We start from the raw sequence: 19,109 nt of genomic DNA on the forward strand, positions 1-19,109 counted from the left end.
GTTTACAGGGCTTTGTTATTTCTGATGAGTTGCTTACTAAGGCTAGCTTTTTAGAGATCCGCCAGCAGTACGAATCACATCTTGATACCAGAAGAAGCTCTTTTTACGTTTACGTTCTAACGTGCCTTGGCCATCATTGTGGCGATCAACGTAGATGTAACCGTAACGCTTGCTCATTTCAGCCGTTGAGTTCGCGACCAAATCGATTGGTCCCCAGCTAGTAAAGCCCATCAACTCAACACCATCAAGAATCGCTTCGTGTGCTTGCACAAGATGGTCGTTCAGGTAAGCGATGCGGTAATCATCTTGAATCTGACCGTTTTCATCGATTTCATCACGCGCACCTAAGCCGTTTTCTACGACGAACAGCGGTTTTTGGTAGCGATCATGCAAGAAGTTAAGCAGAACGCGCAGGCCTTTCGGATCAATTAACCAGCCCCATTGGCTCTTTTCAAGATATGGGTTTGGTACGCTATCGACGATGTTACCCACTTCTTTCTGTTTCGGATCCGCACTTGCACAGCCACTTGCGTAGTAGCTGAATGAGATGAAATCGACACTTGCCGATGCGATCTCTTCTAAGTCGCCTGCTTCCATCTCGATTTCAATGCCGTTTTCACGGAAATAACGCTTCATGTAGCCTGGGTACTGACCACGAGTTTGTACATCACCGAAGAACAACCACTTGTTGTTTTCATGCATCGCAGCAAGCACGTCATCAGGGTTACAGGTGTACGGGTAGTTGATTGCGCCAAGCAGCATATTACCAATCTTGCCGTTTGGTACGATTTGCTGACACAGTTTTACCGCTTTCGCATTTGCGACTAGCTGGTGGTGAATCGCTTGATAAATCTCTTGTTCGTTAGCGTCTTCTTGCAATCCGACACCAGTAAATGGCGCATGCAGAGACATATTGATTTCGTTGAACGTTAACCACAGCTTCACTTTGTCTTTGTAGCGTTCAAGCACGGTGCGAGCATAACGTTCGAAGAACTCGATCACGCGACGATCGCCCCAACCGCCGTAGTTTTCAACCAGTGCGTAAGGCATTTCGTAGTGAGATAAGGTCACGAAAGGTTGGATATCGTGCTTCGCTAGCTCATCAAAAATTTTATCGTAGAACGCCAAACCTTCTTCGTTCGTTTCTAGCTCGTCACCATTCGGGAAGATGCGGCTCCACGCCAAAGACAGGCGTAGACAGTTAAATCCCATCTCTTTGAACAGCGCAATGTCTTCTGGGTAGCGATTGTAGAAGTCAATTGCCAGGTCTTTGATACCCGGCGTACGCTCTTCACGGGTTTGATGCGGACTCAAAATACCGTTTGGCAGCATGTCTGATGTCGATAACCCTTTACCCCCAAGGTTGTATGACCCTTCTACTTGGTTAGCAGCAATGGCACCGCCCCAAAGAAAATGTTCAGGAAACTTAATCATGTTTCTCACTCTTTATTGTTTTGAAATATGTGTTTTCTGTATTTGAGAATAGTGTAGGTCAAAGAGGGATTCTGATATTGAGATCGTGTTTTTCTCAAGCTACGGGAGAAGATGGCTCAACTGGTATTTTTTTAATCGGAAGGGGGGTAAATCAGAATAATTGGAAATAGAGTTCCAGCCCCGCTTATGCAAGGCTGGAGATAACATTTAGAAAGTAAATGCTAGGTTTGCTGCTGCACCTAGTTGGTTTTCACCAGCATAAGAGCCTGCGATGTCTAAGCTAACGACATCAAATGGGCTGATGCCAATACCTGCAGTAATTGAGTTTTCTAAAGTATCTTCTAGATCCATCTCATAACCTGCTCGTAGTTGTGCCCAACCCCAAGCATTGCCTTCAATACCAACTCGAACAAATTGAGTGTCGTCTGCTAGTTCTTTGAAACGTTTTTGCTTGGTTAAGTCGGCATCAATGCTAAATGAAACGTAGTCGCTTGCATAACCAAGACCTACAGTTGCTTGAGGGGTGAGTTCGTAAGTGTACCCGCCAAGTTCTGTATCGATGTCTTGTTTGAACAGATCTTTAATAGTGATACCAGCGCGGAATGCATTTTTGTGCCACGCCATGCCTAGATCCATGTTGAAGGCACTCTTTGATACTTCACTCTTATCGTAATCTTCGACATCAAAATCATCTAGAGAAGTGCGCTGAGAGTAGGTCATCAATTGTTGGTATTTAGGAGAGATACCAAACGCGATGTTTTGGCCGCCTAGCTCAAAGTTGCGCGCAAATGAAACGCCGTATTCAGCAGTGCCAAATGCCACTAGCTCAACGTTTGAGTTCAGGTAGCGCTGCTCTACCGTACCAGAATCAGCAATGTCTGGAGCCGCGATCACTTCAACGTAACCTGTACTAAATAGGTTGATTGAAACATGGCGAGTCGGGATTGCGATAGCCAGACTTAGACCACCGTTGATTGCTACTGGAGCACTATCATCGAGCTTATCTAGTAAGCGAGACATTTCTGCCTCATCTGCAGGTGTTGGCATGCCTTTAATGCGATCGTACAGGTCTTGCGCATCTTCGACAGTGGTAAGCGCTTCATCTTTGTCATTCGCATTGATACCAAATGCAGGCAGAAGTAGGCCGACATCATCGTTTTCACGGTATAACGCACCAAGAGCAGGGTTGTGAAGTGGGGCTGTTAGGTAATCTGCTGAAACCACACCAGTGTTACCCATCGCATGGCTGCGAGCATCTGCGACGTATGGTGCCGCAATTGATTGTGTTGAAAGCACGGTTAGTGCACTAGCCACTGCAAAAGCTAATTTTTTCATAACGTTTCCATTGTTACTTTATATTTTTGTTGCCGAAGCAATTGAATAGATCGGATTTACAGTTGCATTGTTATAGGTGTGCAGACGTTGGTCTCTGTCTGCTTATGCAACCTATGTAAATTGTCTCATTATTTAGACGCTCTTATCAATTATCTTGTAAATATATTTGAGCAAAAATATGTGGTTATTGATTGCTTTCTAGGCAGCTATAAAAATAAGCTCAAATGAAAGGCCTTTGGAGTGGTTTATGCGCACAGAAATACTGCCACCCATGTCACGCATATTATTAGCCGTGATCGCTAAACCGAGTCCTAAACCTTTACCAATTTTCTTTGAGGTTTGGAATGGCTCGAACATGGATTCAAGCATCTCATCCGATACGCCGCAGCCATTATCACTGACAAGCAGTTCAACTTGATTTTCTGTTGGATTGACGATCAAACTCAGCTGCGGATTGTCGGTTTGGTCCATTGCATCCAATGCGTTTGACACAAGATTGCCGAGCACTTGAAGCAGTCGTTGTTCTTCACCCATGATGTTAGGTAAATCGTGAGGAACGCGCACACGTACGTCCACGTTCTCTAATTGAGATTGATAGACTCGTAGGGTTTCTTCTAAAGCGGTTGTGAGGGAAATCTCTTGTAGTCTGTCAGGCTTGTTGTAAGCAAATGTCTTTAGCTGACTGGTCATGCTTGCCATGCGATCAATCAGTTTCTGTACTAAGACATTGTTGGCTTTCATCATCTCGGTTTCGCCACGTTCCGCTAGCAGCTCGTTTGTAGTGAGCAGGGTTCGCAAGCCTGTTAGTGGCTGATTGAGCTCATGAGTGAGTGCGCTCGACATGCGACCTAGGGCTGCCATTTTGCTCGATTCAATTAATTGGCTTTGCGCTTCTTTTAGCGCTTGAGTTCGCTCTTCTACCCGCTGCGCCAGTTCTTGGTTTACCTGTTGCAGTGATTGCTCGGCTTTTTTCCGCTTGCTGATATCGATGATCGTCGCAAGGAAATACTGCTCGCCATGCCATGGAAAACTGGTCAGAGAAAATAGGACAGGAAAGACGCTTCCATCGCTGCGTCTGGCAATGGTTTCGACGGTACTGATCTCTGCGAGCTCTTTATGTTTAGGCAGGTCCTTCAGTAACTTAAGTGTGGTGGAATTGGGATTGCCTGCGTCGAATAACTCCCAAGCAAAAGCGTGTCGATTGACGCTTTCCGGTAAACAGAACAAACGCTTCGCCATTGGGTTGAGATCGAACAGTTGCCCTTGTTCATCAATCAATAGCAAACCTACGTGGGTCTTATTGATCATCTGTTTCAAGCGGCGTTGGGATTCTTCCAACAGGGCTTGAATTCGTTGTTGGTTGATGTGCTTTTGGCGACGTTGTAGACCAATGATGACGAGTAATACAACCAATAAGAGCAGCACCGCCACGCTCCAACCAATCACGTTTATGGTTTGTTGAATCGGCTTAGAAGGGGTGAGGTAGCTTACGTACCAATTCAAATCATCCAATTTAACGGTGTGCGCAAAGTAGCGTTGTTGGTTGAGCGTCCACACACTGATATTGGTGTTGTCGTATAAGCGCTGCGTTTCTAACTGAACGGTGTTGCTCGGTTCGTTAAACCAGTCTGCGTTATAGAGCGAGCTGCTTGATAGGAAAAAGCGTTGCTGGCGATTTTGCAACGTAATGATGTCTTGGCTAGTAATGGTCTGTTCGGTCAACAAGCTGAGGTTGATCTGCACCACCACAATGCCTGCGATATCCAGACCGTCGTAGATAGGGGCTGCAAGGTAATACAACGGACTCGAACCTTTGGTTTTGTTCACCAAGGAAACACCGCCGCCTTGATTGTGAATTTGTTCCACAATGGCTTTTCGGTCAGACAAGCTAAAGCGCTCTTCTATCAAACTCGACACCAATACTTCACCAGAGTTAGACAGAATTAACCACCCTTCTGTATTGGCAGCTTTATCGAGTTGAGTCAGTTGGGTTTGCAACGGTTCGTAATAAGTTCGGTTTCCTTTCACAAACGCGATGGTTTCTGGGTTATTGGTTACGAGGTAAGGTAAGTGGTAGAAGCGTTTGAGTGCACGGCGAACTTCACCAATATAGTCGAGTAGTTTTTGTTGAGCTTCGGTTTGAGTTTGTACACTCAACCACTGACGGGCAACCTCTCTGCTGGCGCTATAGCAAGACAACATCAGCACTGCCGCAATTGCGACCACAAGCCATGTTTTGCCATTCCTTTTGCGCTGCATACCGACTCCATTCAGCTAGTGCGTTCTCACCAACAGTCATTAAAGAGTGCGCCTAACTGGTTGGATGTTAAAGACTTGTAAGCAAGAAGTGAGATCTAGCTCCTTTTCTCCTCAGTGGTTTTTGCTACCGTTAATAAAGATCTATTTCTTTCCCACCCCATAAAGCAGGCAGTAACTCATGGCTTTTGACGACATCCCTAAAATTGCACTTATCGAAGACGATGACATTGTTCGTCAGGCTACCCGTCAGTGGCTGCAACTGGCGGGGTTCGACGTGAACGCGTTCAGTTTGGGGGAGGAGGGCAAAGCCGCCATTCTTAGCCAAGAATTTGATGCGATTGTCAGTGATGTTCGCCTGCCGGACACCGATGGTTTGTCGATACTAGAAAGCCTGATTGCCAACCATATTCCAACACCAGTTATCTTGATCACCGGACATGGTGATGTTGATATGGCGGTAGGCGCATTACAAAACGGTGCATTCGATTTTATCGAGAAACCTTTTCAGCCAGAGCGTTTATCTCAACGAGTGACCGAAGCGGTCGAGAGTTATCGCGCACAAACGTCTACTCAAGATCGTCAAGAGTACCTATCTAGCGTTAGCGGCTTAGAAGAAGTGTTGATTGGGCGAAGCCGAGTAATGCGACAGCTTAGAGAACAAGTTGCCAAGTTAGCGCGCATTGATACCAATGTGATCATTTACGGTGAAACAGGTTGTGGTAAAGAGCTGGTGGCGACCAGTTTGCATAATGAAAGCCAACGTAGAACCCATCACTTTGTGCCAATCAACTGTGGCGCGATTCCTGAGAACCTTTTTGAAAGTGAGTTGTTTGGGCACGAAGCTGGGGCATTTACCGGTGCGGGTAAAAAGCGCATTGGTAAATTGGAATACGCGGATAAAGGCACCTTATTCTTTGATGAAATCGAGAGTATGCCGCTGTCTATGCAGGTGAAAGTGTTGCGTTCATTGCAGGAACATACGGTTGAGCGTGTTGGGGGTAATCAGCAGATCTCGGTTGATTTGAGAGTGATCGCCGCCGCGAAAGAAGATCTCAATGATCATGATGAGTTTCGTCAGGATTTGTACTATCGCCTCAATGTAGCGCAGATCTATTTGCCACCACTACGTGAGCGAGAAGAAGACGCGTTGATCTTGTTCGAACACTTTGCTCTGAAAAGTAACCCTGAGAGTCGTCCACTGAGTGAAGCTGATAGAAAAGCCATTCTTGCTTACGCTTGGCCCGGTAACGTGCGTGAGCTAAGGAATGTAGCGATGCGTTTTGCTCTGGATGAAACCGTCTCCGTAATGGAAATTCTCTCCAGTCGACCAACTTCTACAACCGAAGAGACACAAGCAGGCGTTCCGTTGGCGATTCAGCTACATAATTTTGAGCGTAAAGTGCTGCATGATTCCTTAGTTCGACACCAAGGACGAATTACGGATGTGATGGTTGAGCTGGATTTACCACGCCGAACCCTTAACCAAAAGATGCAGAAATTTGGTTTGAATCGCTCTGACTACACATAGAAAAAACGGCTTCTGAGGAAGCCGTTTTTTGTTGAGGTACTTATTTGTTAAGGTACTTGCCAATCTAGGCTTGGTTTACCAACTCGGTTTGTTGTTGGCTTGCCTTGCGGGTAAAGACTACACCCACAATCACCATTGCAATCGTCGGAACAATCCAGCTTGCAAAGTAGTGATACAGCGGCATGTTGCTGTCTAACCATTGGTTTGCGGCTTCTGGCATGTAACCTAGGATGTGCAGCGCATCAACACAACCAAATGTTAGAGCAGTGAATGCGGTCGCTACCACCATGATTTGCGACATCTTGTTGCGCACAGGTGCCATGATCATCAATGCAATCGCGACTGGATGAAGCGCCACAACCGCTGGCAATGTGATAGCCAATAGTTGCTCTAGACCTACGTTAGCGATCAAACCTGCCAATACCATGGTCGTGATAACGCAGCCTTTGTAGTTCACTTTGCTGAAAGTGTTGTCGTAAAACTCACTGCCTGCGGTGGTTACGCCGATAGCAGTAGTCAAACACGCTAATACCATCACGGCACCTAGTAATAGTGAACCAAATGCGCCGAAGTGGCTGAAGGTGAATGCCGTTAAAATGTCGCCACCATTGCTGAACTCAGAACCTAAGTATGAGCTTGTCGAGCCAATGTAAGCCAATGAGATGTAAACAAATGCCATGGCAACCGCGTACATCAAAGCTGCGATCAGCGTGTATTTTGCAGTGGCTTTCGGACAATCCACACCCATGCTGCGAATCGCGCGGAAGATAATCCAACCAAAACCGATAGAACCTAATGCATCCATGGTCATGTAGCCTTGGGTCAAGCCTTCAGCAAATGCGCCAGATACGTATGGTCCTGTTGCGGCAGTTAGCTCACCTGCAGGAGAAATCAAAGCAGTCACAGACATGATGATCAAGATACCCATTAATGCAGGCGTTAAGATCTTGCCTAGGTTGTCGACCAATTTGCCCGGGTATAGCGCAAACAAGATGGTGATAGCACAGAAGGCAATAGTGAAAGGCACCAAAGCGGCATCACCAAACATTGGCGCAAAGCTGAATTGGTAAGCCACGGTAATCGCACGTGGGATCACGAACGCAGGGCCAATCACGATAAATACCATCACCCAAAAACTGGTCGCCAAAGGTTTAGGTAGGGCAGCGGTTAATTTGTCTGAACCGTTTACGATAGCCACCATCACCAGTGCCATCGCAGGCAGACCTACACCCGTCAAGAGGAAGCCAGACATCCCGCTCAGAAAGTTTTCACCTGCTTGATAACCCAAAAATGGAGGGAAGATCAGGTTACCCGCGCCTAAATACATGGCGAAAGTCATGAAGCCCAAAGCGGCGATATTGCGTGCGCTTAACATTGTTATTCCTCTTATGTTTCGCTTGGAAGAAACTGAAAGGAATGGGAGGAGTATGTGGTGTTCCCGTCAGCTTCTTCTCAAGCTGACAGAAAGTTTAGATATAGCCTGTCAGCTCTGAATCAGTTTCAGAGAGAGCAGGAGGATCGCAGCAGCAACGCCAGATGGGCGTTTTAAAGCGAATTGTAATTGCGCAGTTGCTGACATGGGTGATCCTTAATGACGAAAAAATACCAAGGAATACGTTTGCCTTGGCGTGCTGTTACCCTAACGAACATAGGGCTATTGGCACAACCCCGAAGTAGAAAATAAGTTGATACGGTCAATGTTTGTTTCTGAACTGGTGGATCGAACTGCTTTTTAAATTCAAAATTAGAATAAATGACTTTTCATTTCTGTAACATGGCTTGTTTTGCTGTATTTTTGTGCTATTTGTAGTCGTTTAGGCTATAAACCTCCGCTGATAAAGTGAACAGTTTAGAATGATGCGCTTTTTCTTCTTATTGTTAAGACGCTCATTAGTTGCAGTTCAATCCAAAATTGCATCGGCAAAATATTGCTTATTAGTGAATCGTGCATTTGTTTTGTCTTGATCACATTTTATTAACCTTTTGCGATCTAGGTGCACAACCTTCTTCTCTTCAATGAGCAAGATCTTGCTCATTACTTTGCTATCAAATCAGCAGAATTTTGCTCATTTTTGATGTCTTTCAGCACTTAGTTCAATAAATACAAAGGGTTAAAAGTTGGCATTTCAATTGCTCTAGGGAATTTGTTGTTAATAAAGATTTAACATGATGTAAATCCCCAATCGTGAAACGACTACACGGAGAGTAATAATGAAAATGAATAAGCTGGTAAAAGCTTTGGCTGTCGCTGTGACTTCTTTTGGTATTGCTGCTAACGCTGCGGCAGAAGATCGTAGCTACATTCTTGCAACGGCATCGACAGGTGGTACTTACTACCCTGTGGGCGTAGCGTTGGCGACGTTAAGCAAAGTGAAATTGGCACCAAAGCACCACTTCTCCCTTTCTGCAATCAGCTCTGCGGGCTCTGGTGAAAACGTCAAACTGCTGAACGAAAACGAAGCACAGTTCGCGATTTTACAAGGTCTTTACGGTGCGTGGGCTTGGTCTGGCGAAGGTCCGTATGAGAAAAGCGGTCGCCAAGAACAACTGCGTTCAGTCTCTATGCTGTGGCAAAACGTTGAGCACTTTATTGTTCGTTCTGACCTAGCAAAAACTGGCACAGTGACTGACCTGAACAACCTTGACGGCAAGAAGTTTTCTATCGGTAAGAAGAACTCAGGTACTGAAAACTCTGGTCGCCAAATCATGAAAGGTCTGAAAGTAGATCCTGATAAATTCAACCTTGCTTACATGGGCTACGGCGGTAGTGCGAGTGCACTTCAAAACGGCACCATTGACGGTATGAACACGCCTGCAGGCGTACCTGTTGGTGCGGTTACTCAAGCTTTTGCTGCGCTGGGTAAAGACATTTCAATTCTTTCGTTTACTGACGAACAAATCAAAGAGGCGAACGGCAATTACAACCTATGGACGAAGTACGAGATCCCAGCGAACACGTACCCGGGTCTAGATAAGCCGATCACCACCATTGCACAGCCAAACTTCTTGGCTGTTCGTGAAGATATCTCGGAAGAAGACGTTTACCAACTAACCAAAGCGATCTACGAGAACCTGCCTTTCCTACAAGGTATCCACAAAGCAACAAAAGCAATGGCGATTGAGAAAGCGATCGCTGGCTTGCCAGTGCCTCTTCACCCAGGTGCGGCGCGTTACTACAAAGAAATGGGCATCGAAATCCCATCAGATCTAATGGCGAAATAACGCTAACTTCGCCCCGAGTTTTGACTCGGGGCATTTTATCCCTACCGATTTCTAAGATGGAAAAAGCCGCCAGAGCTTGGAGTATGAGATGAGCGACTCAATAGAAAAGGAATTGCAGAAGTTTGAGCTGCCCACGCGCACTGATTTTCCGTGGGTAACCACCACAATCACAGTGTTTGGCGTGGTGTTGTCTGCTTTGCACATTTGGTTTAATACCTTATCGACGTTACCAGAGTTATGGATATCCGCTACCCACTTTGCTGGCTTTGCGGTGATTTGTGCGCTTTGGTATCCGGCTCATATCTCTCTCAAGCAGAGTAAGATTGCACTCGGTATCGATGTGTTAATTGCCATGGGTGCGATCGCGTGTTTGCTCTACATTCCCTATGCCGAAGATGCGCTCTACGAACGTGGTGTGAAGTTCGTGACCAGCGATTGGGTCTTCGCCATCATGGCAATCCTGATTGTGATTGAGCTGATCCGACGCACCATGGGCTGGTTTATTCCAGTGCTGATTGTGGTGTGTCTGAGCTACGTTGTGCTTTGGGGTAAGTGGGCGACAGGTATTTTCCACTTCCCGGGTTTGAGCATGGAAACCTTGCTCTACCGCAGTTTCTATTCTTCTGAGGGTATGTTTGGCTCTATTTCGCGCATCAGTTGGACTTTCGTATTCATGTTCATTCTGTTTGGGGCGTTTCTTGTTCGCTCTGGTGTTGGTGATTACATCATCAATGTGGCACGTGCTGCGGCTGGCAAAATCATCGGTGGTCCGGGTTTTATTGCGGTGATTGGCTCCGGTTTGATGGGCTCAGTATCTGGCTCTAGTGTGGCAAATACGGTTTCAACCGGTGTTATCAGTATTCCTTTAATGCAAAAAGCAGGTTTCCCTTCGCGCTTTGCAGCGGGCGTTGAAGCTGCGGCGTCGACAGGTGGTCAGTTGATGCCACCAGTGATGGGCGCGGGTGCTTTCATCATGGCGTCTTACACACAAATTCCTTATGTCGATATCATCGCGGTGTCTTTCATCCCTGCTCTTATCTATTTCTTGTCTGTTGCGTTCTTTGTGCGTATCGAAGCCAAACGCAGCGGCGTTCAAAAAATCACGACCAGCGATGAATCTTTACTGAAAGTGTTGATCAGCGGTTGGCACAACCTTATCCCGCTGGCGGTATTGGTTACTTTGCTGGTTCAAGGCTTTACGCCAACTTACGCTGCTGGCTTATCGATCATTTCAGTAGTGGTGGCGTCTTGGTTCTCGAAAGATCACAAGATGGGACCAAAAGCGATCATCGAAGCGCTATCGCAAGGTGCGAAGAACATGGCGACAACAGCCGTATTGCTGGTGGGTATTGGTTTGGTGATCAACGTGATCAGTACAACAGGTATCGGCAACACCTTCTCATTGATGATCGATGGTTGGGCGAATGGTGACTTGTTCATCATGATCGTTCTGATTGCGCTCGCTTCTCTTGTTTTGGGTATGGGTTTACCCGTGACAGCGGCGTATATTGTATTGGGCACACTGTCTGCCCCTGCGCTTTACAAGTTGATTGCGGAAAACCAATTGCTTGAATTGATGGTGTCGGGCCAATTGCCTGAACAAGCAAAAGCCATCTTCATGTTGGCGGCGCCAGAAAAGTTGGAACTGCTAAATGCACCAATGGCGTTGGAAACCGCGAAAGAAATGGTGGCGCTAGTACCTGCGGACTTTATGGAGACGCTACTAGAGCAAGGTTTGGGTATGGAAGCAGTAGGCTTGGCATTGCTGGCTGCTCACCTCATCATCTTCTGGTTATCGCAAGACAGTAACGTAACGCCTCCAGTGTGTTTGACCGCATTTGCAGCAGCAACCATCGCGAAAACACCGCCAATGCGTACTGGTTTGATGGCATGGAAAATCGCCAAAGGTTTGTATCTTGTGCCGCTACTTATTGCTTACACAGGCTTAGTCAGTTGGGATGTAACGTCGGTAATTACCGTGGGCTTTTTTGCCATCATCGGTACCTATGCATTGATTGGTGCGATTGAAGGTTACTTGGAAGGCCCTCTAAACATTCTGACGCGTCTCTTGTTGGTAGTGGTGGGTACATTGCTGGTTTGGCACGACATACCAATGTTGGTTCGTGTGGCAAGCTGCGCGGTATTTGTCGCGGTGTTCATTTACAGTGGTCGCAAGTTCAAATTGCAACAATCTCAACTATCGGTTTTATAAGAGGTCGTATGAAATCAGTCTATGACTACATCATTGTTGGTGGCGGTATCGTTGGTGTGTCGACAGCATGGCAACTGCAGCAACGCCACCCAGACAAATCCATTTTATTGGTTGAGAAAGAGTCCGGTTTTGCCAAGCATCAAACCGGACACAATAGCGGCGTGATTCATGCTGGAGTGTACTACGCACCGGGCAGCCTAAAAGCCGATTTTTGTAAGCGTGGGGTAGAGCGAACCATTTCGTTCTGTGCTCAGCACGATATTCCGGTGGAGAACTGTGGCAAGTTACTGGTTGCGACCAATGAGCAAGAAGTCGAACGCATGAATGCCCTCTATGAGCGCTGCCATGTCAACGGCATCGACGTAAAGCTACTCGATGAAGTGCAACTCAAGCTGGCTGAGCCAAACATCACGGGATTGGGCGCGATTTATGTCAAAACCACCAGTATTGTCGATTATCGTTTGGTCACGGAGCAGATGGCGGAAGAGTTCAAAAAGCTCGGCGGTCAAATCAGCCTAAGAACCAAAGTTGTGGCTGCCGACGAGAAGGACGAAGAAGTCCAGCTGACCTGTATTTCAGACGGTCAAACCATGCAGCTTAATGCTAAGTTCTTGGTCACTTGCAGCGGCTTGATGGCGGATCGCATGACTAAGATGATGTCTATTCCGACCGATTTCCAAATCATCCCTTATCGCGGTGAATACTACCGCTTAGATAGCAAACATGACCAAGTGGTGAATCATCTTATTTATCCAATTCCAGACCCTGACTTGCCATTCTTAGGTGTCCACCTGACTCGCATGATTGATGGCAGTGTGACCGTTGGTCCAAACGCGGTGCAAGGCTGGAAGCGAGAAGGGTACGACAAGGTTAACTTCAGCTTGCAAGATACCATGCAAATGCTGAGCTTCTCCGGTTTCTGGAAGGTGACACAAAAGCATCTAAAAACTGGACTGGATGAGTTTAAGAACTCGTGGTGGAAGCCGGGCTATCTCAAGTTGGTCAACAAATATTGCCCTAGTATCAAGGTAGACGACCTCAAACCATATCCTGCGGGTATTCGTGCGCAAGCAGTGTTATCCGATGGCACTTTGGTTCATGACTTCTTGTTTGCCGAGAGCGCAAGAAGCCTACACGTTTGCAACGCACCGTCTCCCGCAGCGACATCTGCAATGCCTATTGGGGAGTACATTTGCGATAAGGTGAATGAGAAGATAGAGGCAAAAACCGAGACGGTTTAACAGTAAAAAGCCAAACTAAAAGTACTCCAGACTCTATTTGTTGGGTGATTAGTGTCGGGTGTGCCGGAAGTTTGGCTTTTACTTTGGTGGTTGGATTACTTCCTTCTTATGATACTTGGGTTTATCAGGAGAGGGATGGATGAAACTAGGTTTAGCCAATCACAAAGTAGACGTCGTTAAACATGACCCAGCATGGCGACAGGAGTTTGCACGCAGCCGATCTGAACTGGCGTTAGTGACGGAGATTCCGCCAACTCAAATCGACCATATTGGCAGTACTGCTATTTTGGATATGCCTGCCAAACCCATTATCGATATTGTGCTAGGTATTGAGCACTTTCCTCATGTTTCTCCAAAGCTGATTGATGCACTGAAAAGTGTTGGATTTCTGCGCTTGAAAGTGGAAAAGCAAGATGAGATGGTCTTTGCAAAGTTCACCGATGATTCTTATCAAGTCAAAACACACTATCTGCACCTCACTCAGTATCAAGGACAGTTGTGGCGAGACTGGATTCAATTTCGAGATAGACTAAATGGAAATGCTGAGCTTAGAAGTGAGTACTTAGCTCTGAAGTTTTCTTTGGTGAAGCAAGCTGAAATTACCATCGAAAAATATACCGATGCTAAGACAGATTTTGTACGTAAAGTCATAAATGAGTGGAAGACCGAATGAGGACACCGCTGGGGCTCATTTTGCTTTGTAGTGCATTTTATTCTTTTGCGTATCAACTGCACGAGCGCGACGAGAGTTATGTATTAGTTAGTCATGATCTCAGTGTTGACTATGTGGTCTATGTCCCAGGCTCTATGGAAGCAGAAATTACCAATGTGTTTAAATTTGATTGTGAAGGCAGTCGTGTTGAAGCGGTAAAAATTGGTAGCGAGATTAACAACGCAGCGACGTATGGCGAGCATCTCCAATACTATTTCTTTCTTGTGAGAGATCGTCAGTTTCACGTTCCTCTAAGAATTATTGAATCCTTTCAAACGGTTGATAAAGAGTCCAAAGAGGTTCTATCGGAACATTTACCATTCACCAAGCATGATGCTTCTGATTTAGCATGCGATTTGATTCGCCCCCAGATTATGAGTTATCAGTTTACACGAGCGTTTGAAGTCGTTGCTAAACCCGAAAAGAACAAAGGCGACTAAACTGTCGCCTTTGCTGTATTTGGAAGAGCCGTTAGGACTCTCCACCTTTAGGGCAGAGTTCGCCTTTCTTGGCGTGCCTCTCAATCATGTAATCGCCGCGGGCGCTGTGCAACACAATCGCATTCCAAACTTGCCCGTCTTTGAGTTCAAACTCCATCGCGTAGTGAATGCCGCCGACGACTTGGGTTCTCACATCATTGATTTGTTTTAGCTTATCCGTAGCATTCATTTGATGTAGAATCATACTGAGAGAGCGCTCAGCATCTGGGGTGACTTTCGCCACTTGCCAACCTCCCGCGACACCACCTTGTGCGTCGCATATCGCTTGCATTTTCTTCTTTAAAGCTGGTGACATTTGTTTGTCGACCGCCAGTGCACTGTTAGCAAATGGAAGCGCGGTAATAGCCATAATGGTTGTCCACATCATCCTTGACTTCATAATTCACTCCGTTGTTTGGTTATTGATTGAGTATAAGCACGACTTTCACGGTTTACATAATCACAGGGTATTACGTAACAGCTCATAGATACGGATCAGAAGAGTGAAAGGGTAAAAACGATCGCTTTTGAGTGGCACTCGTAACACTGTTTAGAGGAGGAGACGTTATGAGTCTGAAGCATTATTTTGAAAAGGTCTCACCAAAGTTTGAACCGGGAGGCCAGTACCACAAGTTCTACCCACTCTTCGAAGCAGTCGAAACCCTTTTTTATACGCCAGGAAAAGTGAATCACGGCACTACCCACGTGCGAGATAGCATCGATTTAAAGCGCATCATGATTATGGTGTGGTTAGCCGTATTTCCAGCGATGTTTTGGGGTATGTACAACATAGGGCAGCAATCCAGCGACGCTTTGCTCTACGGTCTTGACCGAGCAGCAGCGCAGCAAGCCATTGACGCCTCTTGGGGGCTAAGCTGGGTTTGGGGTTCGGTAGAAGCCGCGAGCCAAGCAGGTTGGGCAAGTAAAATGCTTGTTGGCGCGACCTATTTTCTGCCTGTCTACGCGACGGTGTTCATCGTCGGTGGTTTTTGGGAGGTTCTGTTTGCCATCGTCCGCAAACATGAAGTGAATGAAGGCTTCTTCGTGAGCTCCATTCTGTTCTCATTGATTCTGCCGCCAACCATTCCACTGTGGCAAGCCGCCTTAGGTATCACTTTTGGTATCGTGGTAGCGAAAGAGATCTTCGGTGGCACGGGGCGAAACTTCTTAAACCCGGCACTAGCAGGGCGAGCCTTTTTGTACTTCGCTTATCCCGCTAACATGTCTGGCGGCGCGGTTTGGGTTGCGGCAGATGGTTACTCCGGCGCGACACCGCTGAGCCAATGGTATGAAGGTGGTCAGAGTGCCTTGACGAACAACATGACGGGGCAGCCTATCTCATGGATGGACGCGTTTGTTGGCAATCTGCCCGGTTCGATGGGGGAAGTATCCACCTTGCTGATCGCGCTAACAGGTCTGGTGCTGATCTTTATGAAGATCGCTTCGTGGCGAATCGTTGCGGGGGTCTTTGTTGGCTTAGCTGTGACGTCGCTACTGCTTAATGCGATCGGGTCGAATACCAATCCTATGTTCTCTATGCCGTTTTACTGGCACTTTGTGATTGGTGGTATTGCGTTTGGTACCTTCTTTATGGCGACAGACCCAGTATCGGCTGCCTTCACAAATGGCGGTAAATGGGCTTACGGTATTTTGATTGGTGTGATGACGATATTTATTCGAGTGCTAAACCCAGCCTATCCGGAAGGCATCATGTTAGCGATTCTGTTTGCTAACTTATTCGCACCGCTGTTCGATTACATGGTCAAAGAGAACAACATCAAACGCAGAATGAAAAGGGCAAGACCTTCGTAAAATGAGGTGAGCTTCACTGAAATTTGATTGAAAACTGCACTATATTGAAAAGGTCAGAGACATGGGGTTTCTGGCTTTTCTTTTTATCAGGAGGACGAAGACGATGAGAATTAAGGATATTCTCGATAGCCGTTTGGTGCTGTCGTTCTGGTACAACCTAGACTACTGCTTGTCTCTTCTTAGTAAAATCTCTGCGCGTTAATTTCCTCAATGCTCCTGCATTGAAAAGCAATTTATCAGTTTGTTTTTAATCTTACGCTTAAATGCGTAGGGTCATGCGTATAAGGAAATTAACAATGAAACGTATCCCAGAACCGTTCCGTATCAAAATGGTTGAGCCAATCAAAATGACGACCTTGGCTGACCGAGAAGTTGCCCTTAAACAAGCGGGCTTTAACCCATTTCTTCTTCGTAGTGATGATGTCTACATCGACCTACTGACTGACTCTGGTACAGGTGCCATGAGTGACAATCAGTGGGCAGGTATCATGATGGGCGATGAGTCCTATGCAGGCAGTCGTAACTATTACAACTTGTGTGACGCCGTAGAGCATTTCTTTGGTTACAAGCTCACAGTGCCTGCGCACCAAGGCCGTGGGGCGGAGCAAATCTTATTCCCTGCTTTGATTGAGCGCATGCGTCAGGTGCGTGGTGGTGAAACGCCCGTGTTTATCTCGAATTACCACTTCGATACCACAGCGGGCCACATTGAGCTCAATGGCGGTAAAGCGATTAACGTGGTAACGGAAGAAGCGTTCGATACTACAACGCCATATGACTGGAAGGGTAATTTTGACCTCAATAAGCTGGTGGCAACGATTGAAGAACATGGTTCTCAAAACATCTGTGCGATCATCACGACGGTGACGTGTAACAGCTCTGGTGGTCAGCCAGTGTCGATGGAAAATATGCGCAGCGTGTACGAGATCGCAACCAAGTACGACATTCCTGTGGTGATTGATTCGGCTCGTTACTGTGAGAACGCTTACTTTATCAAGCAGCGTGAAGCGGGCTATGAGAGCAAATCGATCCTCGAAATAATTCGTGAGATGTACCAATATGGTGACATGCTCACCATGTCTGCGAAGAAAGATCCGATGGTGAATATTGGTGGTATGTGTTGTATTCGCGATCATCAAGAGCTTTTCCAAGCGGTTCAAACACGATGTGTACCGATGGAAGGCTTTGTCACTTACGGTGGTATGGCAGGTCGTGATATGGAAGCCTTGGCTCGCGGATTGTATGAAGGTGCGGATGAGGATTACCTTCACTACCGCATTAGCCAAGTGCAATACTTGGGTGAGCGTCTACGCGAGGGTGGCATTCCAATTCAATACCCAACAGGTGGTCATGCTGTCTTCGTTGATGCGGCGAAGATCTTACCTCATATCCCAGCGGACCAATTTCCGGCGCAGGTGCTATGTAATGCCTTGTACTTAGAGGCAGGCATTCGTGCAGTAGAGATTGGTTCACTGCTGCTTGGTCGAGATCCGGAAACAGGTGACCAAAAAGCGTCGGAACTTGAGTTGATGCGTTTGACCATTCCACGTCGTGTTTACACCAACGATCACATGGATTACATCGCTGATGCGATCATCGAGTTGAAGAATCGTGCTCATGAACTGAAAGGATTGACGTTTGAATACGAACCACCAGTACTTCGCCACTTCACGGCTCGTTTCCGCGAACTGGATTGATAGCTCTGGGGGTCGATACTCCAGACATTGATAGCGTTAATTAAGCAAAAAGCCGCGAACTTCGCGGCTTTTTTCAATTCATCTGAGTGTCGAGTTACGCTAAATCTAGCGTGATTCGCACAAACTGCTCGTCTTGGTACAACACTTCGTAATTGAAGGTGTTGCTGGCATAAATACTACCAAGGAACAGAGAGCGTTGACTCATAGGTCCACGGAAAAGCATCGAAATAGGTGCGATTAGGACGTTATTATCGTCGAAGTGTTGGTTTAAGTTATCCGATAGTACGCACAGTAAACAACCGTGTTGATCGTGGGATAAGTCAACATCTTCAGGACGAGAAAGCAGTACCGTGGTACCTAATTTCTTCTCGACTTCGTTGATCAGCAGCAGGTAGCTGTCGAGGTGAGGCTGTGGGTTGCCAGGTTTATCGGCACCTACACAACGTTCAAGTAAAGCTTCTAAATTGCCATTTTCCCCTTTTGCCTGTTGAGTCAGAGACTTTAATGGCTTTTTAATCAGTTTGTAGCGATTGCTTTTGAGCTTAGGCTTAAGCCACTTTTGCAGTAGGTCGTTACGTTCTTTGAGAGGAAGGCTTCGCGATGATGCATGGATTTTGAAGTGCAGGTGTAATAAGGCGTGCACCGCTAGTTCGCTAAGTAATTGATTAGCGTCCGCGGATTGTTTTGCCTGCTTAGAACTTTGCATTACACTCTAAATTCTTTGAAAGAAAGGAATGGTGCCGAGAGAGGGACTCGAACCCTCACACCTAAGGCACTAGCACCTCATGCTAGCGTGTCTACCAATTTCACCATCTCGGCATCATGATGCTCTGAATACACAGAGGCTTCAAAATGAAGCGTTCCAAATTGTATATCCAAAATCCATAGGTTGGCGAGAGTAAAATTGCTCATTTTTAGTCTTTGGCGTTCAAGTGAGCATTTATTGTCCATTTTTAATAATTTCGGCATTCAGAAACCTCCCAATACCCTTACTTTTACTACAAGTATGACCATAAAATGACAGGTTTGCACAAAAAGTGAACGCTTGAACGTTTGCGTAAATAAATGTGATGAAACTCTCTTTTTGTTGGCTATACTTGCGTCCCGTTTAAGCGGGAATTAGGGTTCAGTTGTTCAGGACCCTTACCCATACAAGCCGTCACATGGAGCAGGAAGAG

15 protein-coding genes and 1 tRNA gene are annotated in these 19,109 nt (G+C 46.4%); 8 read left to right on the forward strand and 8 right to left on the reverse strand.

All coding sequences use genetic code 11. The features are described from left to right. Positions 1–42 precede the first annotated feature (42 nt). The 3 genes from KIV41_RS09060 to KIV41_RS09070 form a co-directional block, all read right to left on the reverse strand. Positions 43–1,434: a glycoside hydrolase family 1 protein gene (locus KIV41_RS09060; protein ID WP_285336118.1), complete on the reverse strand. Its 1,392-nt coding sequence runs from the start codon at positions 1,432–1,434 to the stop codon at positions 43–45. A 207-nt stretch (positions 1,435–1,641) separates the two neighbouring features. After that, the gene (locus KIV41_RS09065) at positions 1,642–2,769 is read right to left on the reverse strand and encodes a conjugal transfer protein TraF (RefSeq protein ID WP_285336119.1); all 1,128 of its coding nucleotides are present in this window, start codon (positions 2,767–2,769) and stop codon (positions 1,642–1,644) included. 198 nt (positions 2,770–2,967) lie between these two features. Further along, entirely contained in the window at positions 2,968–5,028 is a 2,061-nt protein-coding gene (locus KIV41_RS09070; protein WP_045387165.1) for a sensor histidine kinase, read from the reverse strand. 178 nt (positions 5,029–5,206) lie between these two features. Between KIV41_RS09070 and KIV41_RS09075 the strand changes: the two genes are divergently transcribed. Further along, complete coding sequence (locus tag KIV41_RS09075; RefSeq protein ID WP_285336120.1) at positions 5,207–6,556, forward strand: sigma-54 dependent transcriptional regulator; 1,350 nt, start codon at positions 5,207–5,209, stop codon at positions 6,554–6,556. A 64-nt stretch (positions 6,557–6,620) separates the two neighbouring features. Here the strand turns inward: KIV41_RS09075 and brnQ are convergent, their stop codons facing one another. Then, the gene (gene brnQ, locus KIV41_RS09080; protein WP_285336121.1) at positions 6,621–7,931 is read right to left on the reverse strand and encodes a branched-chain amino acid transport system II carrier protein; all 1,311 of its coding nucleotides are present in this window, start codon (positions 7,929–7,931) and stop codon (positions 6,621–6,623) included. Between the two features lie 836 nt (positions 7,932–8,767). On the opposite strand from brnQ, the gene KIV41_RS09085 reads away from it, so the two are divergent. The 5 genes from KIV41_RS09085 (at position 8,768) to KIV41_RS09105 (ending at position 14,383) form a co-directional block, all read left to right on the forward strand. Further along, positions 8,768–9,778 carry a TAXI family TRAP transporter solute-binding subunit gene (locus KIV41_RS09085; protein ID WP_005374185.1) on the forward strand — a complete coding sequence of 337 codons (1,011 nt, stop codon included), beginning with the start codon at positions 8,768–8,770 and terminating at the stop codon, positions 9,776–9,778. Between the two features lie 88 nt (positions 9,779–9,866). Next, a complete protein-coding gene (locus KIV41_RS09090) occupies positions 9,867–11,990 on the forward strand; it encodes a TRAP transporter permease (RefSeq protein ID WP_285336122.1) in 2,124 nt (707 codons plus the stop codon). 8 nt (positions 11,991–11,998) lie between these two features. Next, positions 11,999–13,231, forward strand: a complete 1,233-nt coding sequence (gene lhgO, locus KIV41_RS09095) for an L-2-hydroxyglutarate oxidase (protein WP_285336123.1) — start codon at positions 11,999–12,001, stop codon at positions 13,229–13,231. Between the two features lie 139 nt (positions 13,232–13,370). Continuing rightward, a complete protein-coding gene (locus KIV41_RS09100) occupies positions 13,371–13,904 on the forward strand; it encodes a GrpB family protein (RefSeq protein ID WP_285336124.1) in 534 nt (177 codons plus the stop codon). Continuing rightward, positions 13,901–14,383: a hypothetical protein gene (locus KIV41_RS09105; protein WP_088879768.1), complete on the forward strand. Its 483-nt coding sequence runs from the start codon at positions 13,901–13,903 to the stop codon at positions 14,381–14,383. Before KIV41_RS09100 ends, KIV41_RS09105 begins: the two co-directional genes overlap by 4 nt. Positions 14,384–14,414: 31 nt before the next feature. Here KIV41_RS09105 and KIV41_RS09110 read toward each other — a convergent pair whose 3' ends face one another. Beyond that, positions 14,415–14,822, reverse strand: coding sequence for a cystatin (locus KIV41_RS09110; RefSeq protein ID WP_285336125.1), 408 nt, complete (start codon positions 14,820–14,822; stop codon positions 14,415–14,417). A 167-nt stretch (positions 14,823–14,989) separates the two neighbouring features. Between KIV41_RS09110 and KIV41_RS09115 the strand changes: the two genes are divergently transcribed. Both KIV41_RS09115 and KIV41_RS09120 read left to right on the forward strand, forming a co-directional pair. Next, positions 14,990–16,234 (forward strand): NADH:ubiquinone reductase (Na(+)-transporting) subunit B, encoded by a 1,245-nt coding sequence (locus KIV41_RS09115; RefSeq protein WP_285336126.1) that lies wholly within the window; start codon positions 14,990–14,992, stop codon positions 16,232–16,234. Between the two features lie 296 nt (positions 16,235–16,530). Continuing rightward, positions 16,531–17,931, forward strand: coding sequence for a tryptophanase (locus KIV41_RS09120; RefSeq protein WP_285336127.1), 1,401 nt, complete (start codon positions 16,531–16,533; stop codon positions 17,929–17,931). Between the two features lie 94 nt (positions 17,932–18,025). On the opposite strand, the gene KIV41_RS09125 is transcribed toward KIV41_RS09120, so the two are convergent. The 3 genes from KIV41_RS09125 to KIV41_RS09135 form a co-directional block, all read right to left on the reverse strand. Beyond that, positions 18,026–18,637, reverse strand: a complete 612-nt coding sequence (locus KIV41_RS09125) for a DUF2913 family protein (protein ID WP_285336128.1) — start codon at positions 18,635–18,637, stop codon at positions 18,026–18,028. Positions 18,638–18,666: 29 nt separating this feature from the next. Further along, positions 18,667–18,750, reverse strand: a tRNA-Leu gene (locus KIV41_RS09130). After that, the gene (locus KIV41_RS09135) at positions 18,715–18,900 is read right to left on the reverse strand and encodes a hypothetical protein (RefSeq protein WP_081469199.1); all 186 of its coding nucleotides are present in this window, start codon (positions 18,898–18,900) and stop codon (positions 18,715–18,717) included. Before KIV41_RS09135 ends, KIV41_RS09130 begins: the two co-directional genes overlap by 36 nt. Between the last annotated feature and the right edge of the window lie 209 nt (positions 18,901–19,109).

Origin of the sequence: Vibrio sp. D401a (assembly GCF_030248515.1) — a bacterium.
Lineage (GTDB): Bacteria > Pseudomonadota > Gammaproteobacteria > Enterobacterales > Vibrionaceae > Vibrio > Vibrio rotiferianus.